The organism is Brevundimonas diminuta (genome assembly GCF_050310045.1).
In the GTDB taxonomy this organism is placed as follows: Bacteria; Pseudomonadota; Alphaproteobacteria; order Caulobacterales; family Caulobacteraceae; genus Brevundimonas; species Brevundimonas diminuta_F.
In genome coordinates this window covers 3,085,863-3,098,859 of the sequence record NZ_CP190005.1, presented here as the reverse complement: position 1 = coordinate 3,098,859, position 12,997 = coordinate 3,085,863, and the positions used below count along the sequence as shown (strand labels likewise).

Below are 12,997 nucleotides of genomic sequence, written 5' to 3'. Positions count from 1 at the left end.
CGGTTCAAGGGGCGTCCGGATCGCCGCCATCGCCCTGATGCTCCCACCCACGTCGCTCAAGTCGCGAGGCCCGGGGCCGAGCATAGCGACCCCAATCAAGCCAGATCCATGATCTCCGCCTCGGTCAGTTCGCCGGGAACGATGGTGACGGGCAATTTTCGGCCGGTGAAGGCGGCGCCCTGTTTCAACACCGCCGACACCAGCGGCCCGGGACCGCGACCATTGGCCCCTGCGGCCAGGATCAGGATCTTGATGTCGGGATCGTCGCCCACCGCCTTGCGGATGGCGGCCTGAGGGTCGCCTTCCTCGATCAGATAGACCGGCGGTGCGCCCGAGGTTTCCGCCACCCTTTCGCCCAGTCGCGCCAGCAGGTCTTCGGCCTCTTCGCGTTGCTGACGGCGGATTTCATCACGGACGCCGGACCAGTGCTCGTCCGATCCGCCGGGCAGGGCGCGCAACAGCACCACATGGCCCCCGGTCGAGCGCGCACGGCGCGCGGCATAGGCCAGGGCGGCGTCCAATTCAGGACTGTCGTCGACGACGACGAGGAACTTCCTGGGCATGGGCCCTCCGGTTCACTGAACAGCAAGGGGCCACCTAAACCGACCCCGCCTAAAACGCCAAGGCCCGCCCGCCTCGCCAGACGACGAAACGGACGGGCCCTGATTACAACGCCGACGTCAGCAGCGCTCCCAAAAGCGCTCAAGCAGCGAGCCGCCGCGCGGCAAGCGTAGCGCGTGACGGCGGGCTTTCGCCCGGCGTCACTCTGCTTAAGAAGCCGAAGCCAGGACCTCGCGGATCGCGCCGTTGGCGATGGTCAGCTTGGCGAAAGTCCAGCCGGAGCCGGACGTCTCGATGCCGTCGACCGAGGCGCGCAGGGCTTCGACCTGATCCATGCGGGCGCCGATCCAGGCGTCGACCGCCTGTTCCGCGCTGTCCTCGCCCGCGCCCGCCGCCTGGGCCGAGGCCTTGGCCACGGCGCGGGTCAGCTGCTGCTGCTCGGTCATCAGGTCCTGGATCAGGCGACGCACGGCCAGGCGATCGAAGTGATCGTCCGACTGAACCGAGCCGGCCGCCACGCGCAGGCGGTCGAAATCGAAGGCGGCGCCGACCTGGTGATAGACGCGGGCCATGGCCGGAGCATCCCAACCCAGTTCACCGGCCAGATCGCCGATATCGGCCGTGGCCACCATCGGCCGCAGCATGGCGATGTCGCGGGCCAGCTCTTCGGGCGCGCCGAGGCCGATGAAGGTCTGGACCCGGCCTTCGTAACGGGCGTGCTCATAGCGCGACAGCACTTCCGAACCGGCGGCGCGCAGGGCGTCGGCGGCGGGCTGATAGGCGGCGATCATGCCGCCCACCGTCGTCTCGGTGCGGGCCGCGCGGCGCGCCAGCCAGAAGGTCTGACGACGCAGGACCAGGGCGATCTCCTGATACAGGGCCGTCTGGGCCTCGGCCGGGATCTTCAGATCCAGAGCCTCAACCGCCTTCCACGCCTCGTCGAGGCGGAAGACGTGACGCGCGGTCTCGAAGGCCGTGACCATGGCGGCGGTGTCGCACTCTGCGGCCGCACGCAGGCGGTCGGGGAAGGTCGGCCCGGCCATGTTGACGATCTCGTTCGACAACACGGTGGCGATGATGTCGCGACGCAGGCGGTGGCCCTTCATGTCCTCTTCAAAGCGAGCCAGCGGGGTCGGGAAGTAGTCGACCAGCATCCGCTCGAAGAAGGCGTCGTCCGGCGCCGTCGAAGCGACGATCTCATCGAACAGTTCCAGCTTGGAATAGGCGGTCAGCACCGCCAGTTCCGGCCGCGACAGCGGCTGGCCCTGCAGCTTCATCTCGGCCATGCGGGCGTCGTCGGGCAGATATTCGACCGCCCGGTTCAGCTTACCGATCGAAACCAGGTGCTGCATGAAGGCCTGTTGGGCGTCCAGCGCCGCAGCGCCTTCGGCCTGTTGCAGGGTCAGAGCCAGCGTCTGGTCGTAGTTGTGACGCAGGACGTTGTCGGCGACTTCATCGGTCATCGACTTCAACAGGGCGTTGCGATCCTCGGCCTTCAGGTGGCCCGAGGCGATGGCGCCGCCCAGCAGGATCTTGATGTTCACCTCCTGGTCGGAGGAGTCCACGCCGGCCGAGTTGTCGATGGCGTCGGTGTTCAGGCGAACGCCCGCGCGTGCCGCCTCGATGCGGCCCAGCTGGGTCATGCCCAGATTGGCGCCTTCGCCGACGATCTGGGCGCGGATGTCGCCGCCGTTGACGCGGATGGCGTCATTGGCCTTGTCGCCGACCTGCAGGTTCGTCTCGCCCGAACCCTTGATGTAGGTGCCGATGCCGCCGAAGTAGAGCAGCTCGGCGCGGGCCTTGAGGATGGCCTGCATCAGGGTGACCGGGTCGACCGTATCGGCCTCGATATCCAGCAGTTCCTTGATCTGCGGGGTCAGGGTGATCGACTTGGCCGAGCGCGAGAAGACGCCGCCGCCTTCCGAGATCAGACCCTTGTCATAATCCTGCCAGCTGGTGCGCGGCGTTTCGAACAGACGCTTGCGCTCTTCCCACGACTTGGCGGGGTCCGGGTTCGGATCGATGAAGATGTCGCGGTGATCAAAGGCGGCCACGACCTTGGTCGCCTTGGACAGCAGCATGCCGTTGCCGAAGACGTCGCCGGACATGTCGCCCACGCCGACCACGGTGAAGGGCTCGGTCTGGATGTCCTTGCCGACTTCGCGGAAGTGGCGCTTGACCGCTTCCCAGGCGCCGCGCGCGGTGATGCCCATTTCCTTGTGATCGTAACCGGCCGAACCGCCCGAAGCGAAGGCGTCGTCCAGCCAGAAGCCGTAGGACTGGCTCACACCGTTGGCGATGTCCGAGAAGGTCGCCGTGCCCTTGTCCGCCGCCACGACCAGATAGGGGTCGTCGCCTTCCCAGGCCACGACATCCGCCGGGCGCACCGGAGCGCCTTCGCCGACGATGTTGTCGGTGATGTCCAGCATGCCCGACAGGAAGGTCTTATAGGCGCGGATGGCCTCGGCCTGCATTTCCTCACGCGTGCCGCCGACCGGCAGTTGCTTGGGATAGAAGCCGCCCTTCGAGCCGACCGGCACGATGACCGAGTTCTTGACCTGCTGGGCCTTCACCAGACCCAGAACCTCGGTGCGGAAGTCGTCACGTCGATCGGACCAGCGCAGGCCGCCGCGCGCTACCGGGCCGAAGCGCAGGTGCGAGCCCTCGATGTGCGGCGCCCAGACGAAGATTTCGCGGAAGGGCTTGGGCAGGGGCAGGTCGGCCAATTCCTGACCGGCGATCTTGATCGAGATGTGCGCCTTCGGCTGACCCTCGGCGTCCACCTGATAGAAGTTGGTGCGCTTGATGCCGTCGATCAGGGCCGCGATCCGGCGCAGGGCGCGGTCGTGATCCAGGCTCTTCACGTCCTGCAGCAGGGTTTCGATCCTGGCGTCCAGTTCGGCCACAGCCGCTTCACGCTCAGCGGCCGAGCCGCCGTGAGCCGGATCGAACTTGGCCTTGAACAGGGCCAGAATGGCGCGCGCCACGTCGGGATATTCGCGCAGGGCCGCTTCCTGCACCGACTGCGACGGGTCCAGACCCGTCTGCTGGCGATAGCGGGCCAGGGTGCGGATCAGGGCCGCCTCGCGCCAGTCGACGCCCAGTTCCAGCACCAGACGGTTGAAACCGTCGCTCTCGGTGCGGCCGTTCCACACGGCCTTGAAAGCGTCCTCGAACGGCGTCTTCAGATCGGCGAACACCAGGTCGGCGCCGCGCGGGTCTTCCAGCAGGAAGTCGTGGATATAGATCGGATCCTGCCCCGGCGCGCGCACGACGTGGTCGGATTCTTCAAGGGTCTTCAGGCCCATATCCGCCAGAATCGGCAGCACGTCCGACAGCGGCACGGCCGAGCCGCGGCGATACAGTTTGAAGCGGAACTGCAGATTGGTCTCGTCCGCCGTGCGGAAGGCGCGCACGGCCACTGGCTCGGCGTGGACGCCGTCTGCGGCCGAACCGTCGTTCAGGCGGTCGAACTGCTCCAGATCGGCCACGGCCTCGGCCGCGTCGTAACGGGCGCGGAAGGCGACGCCGAACCCTTCGGCCCAGCGCGCGCTGGTCGGGCCGACAGCGGCTTCATCCACCCCGGCCTTGCGCAGGGCGCGCTCAAAGCGGTCGATCCAGCTGCGGCCGGCCTCGGCCACCTCGGCTTCAAGCGCCTTGAGGTCGGGGATCGGGTGATCGCCCGGCGTCACGCCGATGATGTAGTGGACGCGTGTCAGCGGCTGGTCGCTCAGCTGCGGATACCAGGCTGAGATACGTCCGCCCCAGGCCTTGGCCAGAATGGCGCCGATGCGTTGACGCAGGCCGGCGTCGAAACGCTCGCGCGGGATGAAGCACAGCACCGAAACGAACCGGTCGAACGGGTCGCGGCGCGTGAACAGACGGATACGCGGACGGTCATAAAGGTGCAGGATGCCCAGCGCCGTATCCAGCAGCTCGTCCTCGCCGATCTGGAACAGCTCGTCGCGCGGATAGTTTTCGAGAATGGTGCGCAGGCGCTTGTGATTGTGGCTGCCCGGCGCCTTGTCGGCGCGGGCCAGGGCGTTGTCCACCTTGCGGCGGATCAGCGGCACCTCATGGGCCATGACGTCATAGGCTTCATGGGTGAACAGGCCGACGAAGCGCGTCTCGCCGGTGGCGCGGCCCTGATCGTCGAAACGCTTGACGCCGATGTAGTCCATATAGGCACGGCGGTGGACGCGTGAACGCATATTGCCCTTGGCGACCGTAACCGGCTCGCTCTGGTTCAGCTGGGCCTGCATGGCCGGGGTCAGAACCGCCGGCTCATTGGCCCGGCGCAGGACGCGGCGCTCGGGATCGCTGAGAACGCCCAGACCGTCGCTGGACTGGCTGAGGGGCGCCTCGGCCTCATAGGCGCCGTCGGCGCCGCGCGGATAGTCGTACTGGCGCGCGCCCAGGAAGACGAAATGCTCGTCCTCGACCCAGCGCAGGAAGGCCACATTCTCCTGAAGCACGTCCGCCGCCACGCCGACCGGCGGGTGGGCTTCCAGACGGGCGATCTCGGCGCCCAGCGCCTCCAGCATGGCGCCGTGGTCGCGCACGGCGACGCGAACGTCGGCCATGGCCTGCGCCAGACCTTCGCCGAGTGCGTCGCGGCGCTCCTGCGGCAGGGGGTCGATGACGACGATGATCAGAGAGTCGCGACGGCCCGCCTCGACCTCGACGACGGGGTGGAACAGGGCGCGGACGGTGACGCCCGCCTCAGCCAGTTCGCCCAGCACGCTGTCGACCAGGAAGGGGCCGTCGTCCTGCAGAATCAGAACCTGATCATAGCCGGTGTTGACGCCGGTCGCGTCGACCAGCGGGCGCACGATGATGCGGGCGGGCTCGCCGCCCTTGCGGGCCTTGGCCTCGGTCCAGGCGCCGCCCAGCAGGACGGCCAGATCGTCGCCGCCCAGTCCAGGCGTCTCGTCCGAGGCGTAGTCGTCGAACGCCTGCGCCAGCATGGCCTTTTCAGCCGCGCCCGGAGGGGCCGTGATGCGCGCATAAGCCGTTTCCAGCGCCTCCAGATCTGCTGGAATGGCGGGAACGATGCGCGAAGCGGCGGGCATGACTGAAGTCTCGGACAGCGCGGCCGGAAAGCCGCTGGGAAAAAAGCGCCTGCACCTTAGCGTGGCTGGCGGTCCTGACTAGGCCGTGATGGGGCTCAAACGCCCGTATTTTCAGTGTGCAGCGCACCATGTGGCCTTCGAGGCCCACAAGATGGCGACTTATGGTCAGGCCGCCTTCATCCTGAGACCGAAACGCCCCATTTCAGCCGCGATCAGGCGATCCTGCCGCCAAACCCGGCTCCAGAAACGAACAAGGCCGTCGAACGATGTCCGACGGCCTGCTCGGTCCGGCGCTCAGGAGGGGGGAGGGAAGCACCGGCCTGGGACGTCGCGATCCGGGAGGGGGAGGGGAGGACCGCGTCGTCGTGTGAGGATGAGATAGGCGACGATTGCGGCAGTTCAAGGACAAGAAGACGAATATTTCTGGATTTAAGCCTGCGGCGGGACGTCGCGCCCCAGTATACGATTCAACAGGGCAGAACCGCCCCGATTCTTGGGTTTCGCCTCAGTTTTCTTGTCGCTCTTCTTCGATTTCTTGTCGACATAGGGCTCTCCATCGCCCGACAACAGCACGGCCATCCAGCGCGATCCCTTGAACTCGGCCAGGATGGCCATGGCCATGACCGCCAGCGGCGTCGACAGGAACATGCCCGCCACGCCCCACAGCTTGCCCCAGAAGGCCAGGGCCAGCAGGACGACGATGGGGTCGATGTTCTGGTTGTCGCCCTGCATCCGCGGCTGGACCAGATTGCCCACCAGGAACAGCAGGGTCTGAAGCCCCACGAACAGGATCAGCGCGGGCCAGTAGCTTTCAAACTGGACCAGGGCGAACATCGGCGGGGCGCAGCCCGCCACGGCCCCGCCCAGCATGGGAATGAAACCCACGATAAAGATGACGAAGGTCCAGAACTCGGCGTTCTGAAGCCCCACCGCCCGCATCAGCACCCAGGCCACGGCGCAAACCATGGCGCCGGTCACGGCCTGAACCCACAGATAGCCCTCGACGCCGCCGCGCACGCGCTCGAACACCGCCAGCGCCTCCTGACGCGGGCCGCGTTCGGGGAACATGCCGACCATCTTCTTGCGGAAGCCCGCCTGCGAGGCCAGCAGGAAGCCCAGATAGATCATGACGAAGAAGGCGCCCGTCGCCGCTCCCTGAACCTGAAAGGCGGCGCTGGTCAGCCAGCCGCGCAGGTCGATGCCCGCGATCATGTCGTTCAGCGTCGGCGGCTCGCTGATCCCGAACAGGTTGGCGACGTCACGGCTGATCTGGTCGATACGCGGGCCGATGCTGCCCGCCACGCCCGAAGCGTCGGTGAAGAAACCCGCCGCCCCGTCGACGATGATCCAGATCGAAGCCAGAAAGCCCAGAACCACCACCACCAGAGCCGCCGCGCCTGCGAACCGGGGCGGGATGGGCGTGCGCCGCTCGATGGCGCGCTTCACCCCGTCGATCATGATCATCAGGAACAGGGCCATGGCCAGCGGGGTCAGTATGTCCCTGAGCCAATACAGGGCGGCCCCGCCCGCCACGACGGCGATCAGCACCACCGCATTGGCGGCCGGAGAAGAATGACTGACGGTGATGGGAAGCTTCATGATTCAACTTGTCGCCACGGCCGGGAACCGCGTCAATCGCTGTAAACCGCAGAGGTTCCGTCTTGCAGCCGGGGCGCGGACGATTAAGCATGGCGCGACAGTCTGGCCAGGCCGCAGGAGATCCCGCATGACCGACGCTTCCGCCCTGTTTCTGGGTCAGTCCTTTGAGGGCGCGCCCGAGCGCCTGCTGCTGAACCGCGCCAACCGCCACGGCATGGTCGCCGGGGCGACCGGCACCGGCAAGACGGTGACGCTGCAGATCATGGCGCAGGGCTTTTCCGAAGCCGGGGTGCCGGTCTTCTGCGCCGATGTGAAGGGCGACCTGTCCGGCATCAGCCAGGCCGGGGGCGTGGACAAGTTCGCCGAACGCGCCGCCAAGATGGGGCTGACGCTGAACGGCCAGGCGGCGCCGGTCGTCTTCTGGGATCTGTATGGCGAGAAGGGCCACCCCGTGCGGGCCACCATCTCGGACGTCGGCCCGGTCCTGCTGGCGCGGATGCTGGAACTGAACGACGTTCAGGAAGGGGTGCTGACCGTCGCCTTCCACGTCGCGGATAAAGAGGGCCTGCTGCTGCTGGACCTTGAGGACCTGCGCTCGCTGCTCGCCTATGTCGGCGAGAACGCCCAGACCATCGGCCGAGAGGTGGGCAATGTCTCGCCCCAGTCGATCGCCGCCATCCAGCGCGCCCTGCTTCAACTGGAACAGCAGGGCGGCAAGGCCTTCTTCGGCGAACCCGCCCTGCGACTTGAGGACATGATGCGCACGTCTCTGGACGGCCGGGGTCAGGTCAATGTGCTGGACTCCACGCGGTTGATGAACAATCCGCGCCTGTATGCGGCCTTCCTGCTGTGGCTGCTGTCCGAACTGTTCGAGCGCCTGCCCGAGATCGGCGACCCGGAAAAGCCGCGCCTGGTCTTCTTCTTCGATGAGGCCCACCTGCTGTTCCGCGATGCGCCCAAGGGTTTGCTGGAAAAGGTCGAGCAGGTGGTGCGCCTGATCCGCTCCAAAGGCGTCGGCGTCTACTTCGTGACCCAGAACCCGGCCGACATCCCCGACAGCGTCCTGGCCCAGTTGGGCAACCGCATCCAGCACGCCCTGCGCGCCTATACCCCGGCCGAGCAGAAGGGCCTGCGCGCCGCCGCCCAGAGCTTCCGCGTCAACCCGGCCTTCGACACCGCCGAGGCCATTCAGGCGCTGGGCGTAGGCGAGGCGCTGGTCTCGACCCTCGATGAAAAGGGCGCCCCGACCGTCGTGGCCCAGACCAAGATCCGCCCGCCGGACTCGCGCCTCGGCCCCGCCACCGACGCCGAGCGCGCGGCCATCGTCGCCGCCAGCCCGGTGCGCGGCCTGTATGATACTCCCATCAACCGCGAGTCCGCCGAAGAGGTGCTGAAGGCCCGCCGCGCCCAGGCCGACCGCGTCGAGGCCGAAGCTGCCGGCGCCGCCGCTGAAGCCAAGGCCGCCGAGAAGGCCGCACGCACGCCAGCCGCCCGCGCGCCGACGGCCAAGGCGCCCGCGACGGCGCGCCCGCGCGCCTCAACCCGCCAGACGCCGATGGAGGCCCTGACCACATCGGTCCTGCGCACAGTCGGCACGACCGTCACCCGCGAACTGCTGCGCGGCGTGCTGGGGGGACTGAAGAAGCGATAGGCGCGGCATAGCGGAACCCGGCGGGACTTCAGGGCATTTACCGCCGGTCTTCCACCAGACCGTTCAGGAATCGCCCATGCTGCTGTCGCCCTTCGCCCCCCTCGCCGTCGCCGCCCTGGCCCTTCTGCCGACGCAGATCGGCTCGGTCGAGATCGGCCCGGAAGTCATCGAGGTCTCCGGGCTGGGGCACAAACGGACCATCCCGTGCGAAGGGCGCCGCGTTGATGTCGGAGGTTCGGGCCATGACCTGACTTTCACCGGCGTCTGCTCGGGTCTGGAACTGGCCGGGACCGACAACAAGGTGGTCATCACCCTGGCGCCCAACGCCGTGCTGGACGTCGCCGGAACGGGACAGGTCGTGCGCTGGCGCTCGTCCGGTCAGCCGCGCCAGGTCCTGAACGGCGTCAACAACAGCGTCACCCGCATCCGCGACTGACGACAGCTCAACCGCGCGGGATAAGCCGCCACATCCGCAAGGGGTGGCGCACCGCGCCCGCCTCATGCCCCGCTGCGTCGCCACGGCCCATATAGAGGTCCGCGCGTACGGGGCCGCGAATGGCCGATCCCGTGTCCAGCGTCATGACCAGACCGCGATAGCTGGCCCGGGCGCCGCGCAGATTGCCGCCGTCCGCCTCGATCCAGGCCGCCTCGCCATAGGTCCAGCGTGACGGGTCGACCGCCACCGAACGTCGCGCGGGCAGGGGCACGCCCGCAGCGCCCGTCGCCTCGTTTCCGTCTTCCGGGCTGGTGGTGAAGAAGATGTAGCGCGGATTCAGCGCCATCACCCGGCGCGCTTCAGGGCCGCGATGTGCGGCCAGCCAGCCGCGGATCGCCTCGCCCGAGGTTCCGTCGCGTGGCAGCAGTCCCTGTTCCGCCATCGGCCGGGCGATGCCGACGAACTTGGCCCCGTTGTCGGCCGCATAGGCGGCGCGCAGGCGGCCCCCATCCGGGAAGGTCAGCGTCCCCGATCCCTGAATCTGCAGAAAGAACAGATCCTCGGCCCGCATCCACGCCAACACCGAAGACCGGGCCGAACCCGCCTCGATCGCAGCGCGGTCGCCGACGCCCGCCAGATTGTCCGGACGGCTGAGAACCGGGGCGTCGAACTCGCTGTCCGGGGTGCGGCGGGCGGGATACTCCGGCGCGAAATAGGCGGTCAGCAAGCCGCGCCCGCCATCATCGGTGCGCACCTCGGCGGCCGTGAAACGGCTTTCCAGAAAGGCGCGCGCGTCGCTGGGATTGGCGCGGGCGATCAGGGCGCGGGCGTCGCGGCAGGTCTCAACCGCGATGCGCGACGGACCGCAACCCTCGGCATAGGCGCGCAGGGCGGCCAGATGATCTTCCTCAGCCCAACCAGGCAGGGCGGCGAGATTGAGGTCGCCCGACACCGGCGGGGTGACAGGCGGCGGAAGCAGGGGGCCGGGATCAACGACGGGACGCGGCGCCGAGGCGCAGGCCGCCGCCAGCATCGTCAGGGCCAGAACGCCGGACAGGCGCCCCATCCGCTGCGACGAAACCGTCCCGCCAAGCGGAGCCGTAAGGAGACGGGCCGCGCCCGTCTGATCGAGGGGCGCGGACCGTGTCGTCATCAGGCGGTCGCCGGCTCGACGCGGGCCAGAGCCCAGTTCGGGTCCGAGGCTCCGAGGCGGCGCTCGAAGGTCCAGACCTCTGCGGTGCGGCGTTCGTCCGTGACAGCCTCGCCGCCGGCGGGGGTCACGGTGCTGCGCACCTCGGCGAGGAAACGCACCTTGGCCTGGGCGCGATCGCCCTCGACCGTCGCCAGCTCGAGGTCGGCGCGCGGAGGGTGCCGCAATTCGACAACCTCGGCCTCACCGCGTGTTTCGCGGGCGGCGATGCCGGCGTCGAACGACCCCATGACCTTTTCCGTCAGCAGGGGGCGCAAAGCCTCGCGGTCGCCACGCGCATAGGCGGTGACGATGGTCTCATAGGCCTGACGCGCGCCATCCAGAAAACGATTGGGGTCGAAGTTCGGATCACGCGCCTTCAGTCCGGCGATGGCCGCCGTCATCGCGGGGTCGAGCACAGGACCACGCGGCGCTTCCTGCGCGCCGTTGGGAATAACGGAAACCGGCGCGGGCTTGGGGTTGTCCTCGGGCTGGCGGCCGACCTTCTTGCCCAGCACATTATAGAGCTGGAACAGCAGCACCGCCGCGATAACGGCGAAAATCACAATCTGAAAGGTCACCGGCACGGGTGCGTTCCTCGGTTGGTCAGGCCCCGTCTTCCCGAAAGGGGAAGCGCCTCGGATTCTCTCCAGAAGCGAAAAGGCAGGTCGTACAATGTGATTAGGGGGCGATCCGGGCGGGCGCAAGGCGAAGCAGGGGCCGAACACGGGTCTGATCATTGCGACACAGGGTCCCGCCATGCTACCGCCGCCCCCTCATGCCCGTCTCAGCAGTGAGCGGGACGCCTCATTTCTGCAAGACGGTTTCCAGACTCATGACCGACGCCACGCCGCCCGCCGACGCCAACGGCCAGACCCCCGACCAGGCCCAGCCGCAGGACGGTCAGCCGCAAGGACCCGGCTTCCGCATCCTGGCCCAATACGTCCGCGACCTGTCCTTCGAGAATCCCAAGGCCCCGGACAGCCTGCGCATGGACGGCAAGCCCGCCATCGACATGGGCGTCGAGATGAACGCCCAGGGCCGCCCCGACGGCCTGTTCGAAGTCGACCTGAAGCTGTCGATCAAGGCCACGGCCGAGGACAAGACCCCGGTGTTTCACGTGGAACTGCTGTACGGCGGCCTGTTCGCCCTGCAGGGCGTCCAGCCCCAGGATATCGAGCCCCTGCTGCTGATCGAGTGCCCGCGCTACCTGTTCCCCTTCGCGCGTCAGGTCATCGCCCAGGCCACGATGGACGGCGGCTTCTACCCGCCCTTCATGGTCGACCCGATCGACTTCGCCGCCATCTACATCGCCCGCCAGCAGCAGATCGCCGGCGCCCCGGCTGAAACCGGCCAGGCTTGATAGAGGGTCGCTAACGCGAGGCGCGCGGCGCCTCGCTGCTTAAGCGATCTATATGAGATGAAGGGGCGTCCGATCGGGCGCCCCTTTTCTTTCGGAGAGACAGCGGAATGCTCAAGGTCATCGGCGGGTTCTGACCCGAACACATAGAGGCGGTCCGGCCCCTCTATGCCGAACTCGTGCGACTGACCCGGCAGGAGCCCCTGTGCCTGGCCTATGACCTGTTCGAGGATCGCAAACAGCCCGGCCACTTCATCTTCATCGAGGAATGGCCCGATCAGGCCGCGCTGGACGCCCACTGCGCCAGCGAACATTTCCGCCGTCTGGTCCCGCAGATCGACGCCCACCAGATCCGACCCGGAACCTATATCCTGATGAACCCGGTCGTGACGGAGCCGGCAGATCAGGTCGTAGGTTCAGCCTCGGCCTCAACCGTCACGCCATAGCCCGCCCACAGGCTGTGATCCTTGATCGTCGCTTTCAGGAAGGCGATGTGGGCGGCGTCTTCGTCGGGCGTCACGAAAGAGGGCAGGGGGCGCGGCCGGGCGCCATAGGTCGCGCGCTTGGCCGTCTCGGCCACGCCGCCGCGTGTCGAGGTCAGGTCCAGCGCCCGCTCCTTGCCGCCGCGCAACTCCAGATAGACCTCGGCCAGCAGGCGGGCGTCGATCAGGGCGCCGTGCAGGGTGCGCTCGACCAGGCTGATCTTGTAGCGCTTGCACAGGGCGTCCAGCGAGTTGGGCATCCCCGGGAACCGTTTCTGGGCCAGGGCCAGGGTGTCGATCCAGCGATCCTGCGGCGGCGGCGTGCGGCCGATGCGGCTGATCTCGAAATCGATGAAGTTGCGGTCGAAGTTGGCGTTGTGTGCGATCAGGGGCGCATCGCCGATGAACGCCATCAGATCGTCGATGACCTCATGGAATTTGGGCGCGTCCTTTACCTTGTCATCAGTAATGCCGTGAACCTTGATGGCGTCCGGCGGGATCAGCCGTTCCGGATTGACGAAGCGGTGAAAGGTCCGGCCGGTGGCCAGCAGGTCCTCAATCTCGATGCAGCCGATTTCAATCAGACGGTCGCCGGTCTTGGGATCGAAGCCGGTGGTTTCGGTATCAAGGACGATTTCGCGGGACAT

10 protein-coding genes are annotated in these 12,997 nt (G+C 67.5%); 4 read left to right on the top strand and 6 right to left on the bottom strand.

The window, feature by feature from the left end; all coding sequences use genetic code 11:
- Nucleotides 1–95: 95 nt before the first annotated feature.
- The 3 genes from ACORJG_RS14875 to ACORJG_RS14865 all read right to left on the bottom strand — a co-directional run bounded on the left by ACORJG_RS14875 (nt 96) and on the right by ACORJG_RS14865 (nt 7,232).
- Nucleotides 96–563 carry a universal stress protein gene (locus ACORJG_RS14875; protein ID WP_427790223.1) on the bottom strand — a complete coding sequence of 156 codons (468 nt, stop codon included), beginning with the start codon at nt 561–563 and terminating at the stop codon, nt 96–98.
- Nucleotides 564–770: 207 nt separating this feature from the next.
- Entirely contained in the window at nt 771–5,633 is a 4,863-nt protein-coding gene (locus ACORJG_RS14870; RefSeq protein WP_427790221.1) for an NAD-glutamate dehydrogenase, read from the bottom strand.
- A gap of 429 nt (nt 5,634–6,062) precedes the next feature.
- Complete coding sequence (locus ACORJG_RS14865) at nt 6,063–7,232, bottom strand: AI-2E family transporter (protein WP_427790219.1); 1,170 nt, start codon at nt 7,230–7,232, stop codon at nt 6,063–6,065.
- 127 nt (nt 7,233–7,359) lie between these two features.
- Between ACORJG_RS14865 and ACORJG_RS14860 the strand changes: the two genes are divergently transcribed.
- Nucleotides 7,360–8,883: a helicase HerA-like domain-containing protein gene (locus ACORJG_RS14860; RefSeq protein WP_427790217.1), complete on the top strand. Its 1,524-nt coding sequence runs from the start codon at nt 7,360–7,362 to the stop codon at nt 8,881–8,883.
- Between the two features lie 76 nt (nt 8,884–8,959).
- The gene (locus tag ACORJG_RS14855) at nt 8,960–9,319 is read left to right on the top strand and encodes a DUF3060 domain-containing protein (RefSeq protein WP_427790215.1); all 360 of its coding nucleotides are present in this window, start codon (nt 8,960–8,962) and stop codon (nt 9,317–9,319) included.
- 7 nt (nt 9,320–9,326) lie between these two features.
- On the opposite strand, the gene ACORJG_RS14850 is transcribed toward ACORJG_RS14855, so the two are convergent.
- Nucleotides 9,327–10,472, bottom strand: a complete 1,146-nt coding sequence (locus ACORJG_RS14850; protein WP_427790213.1) for an MltA domain-containing protein — start codon at nt 10,470–10,472, stop codon at nt 9,327–9,329.
- Complete coding sequence (timA, locus tag ACORJG_RS14845; protein WP_427790211.1) at nt 10,472–11,089, bottom strand: TIM44-related membrane protein TimA; 618 nt, start codon at nt 11,087–11,089, stop codon at nt 10,472–10,474. The genes ACORJG_RS14850 and timA overlap by 1 nt, the downstream gene beginning before the upstream one ends.
- A 254-nt stretch (nt 11,090–11,343) precedes the next feature.
- Here timA and secB point away from each other — a divergent pair, with 254 nt between their 5' ends.
- Both secB and ACORJG_RS14835 read left to right on the top strand, forming a co-directional pair.
- Nucleotides 11,344–11,871: a protein-export chaperone SecB gene (gene secB / locus ACORJG_RS14840; protein ID WP_427790209.1), complete on the top strand. Its 528-nt coding sequence runs from the start codon at nt 11,344–11,346 to the stop codon at nt 11,869–11,871.
- A gap of 143 nt (nt 11,872–12,014) precedes the next feature.
- Nucleotides 12,015–12,314 carry a putative quinol monooxygenase gene (locus tag ACORJG_RS14835; protein WP_427793074.1) on the top strand — a complete coding sequence of 100 codons (300 nt, stop codon included), beginning with the start codon at nt 12,015–12,017 and terminating at the stop codon, nt 12,312–12,314.
- Here the strand turns inward: ACORJG_RS14835 and dnaQ are convergent.
- The gene (gene dnaQ / locus ACORJG_RS14830; RefSeq protein ID WP_427790207.1) at nt 12,272–12,997 is read right to left on the bottom strand and encodes a DNA polymerase III subunit epsilon; all 726 of its coding nucleotides are present in this window, start codon (nt 12,995–12,997) and stop codon (nt 12,272–12,274) included. The genes ACORJG_RS14835 and dnaQ overlap by 43 nt on opposite strands.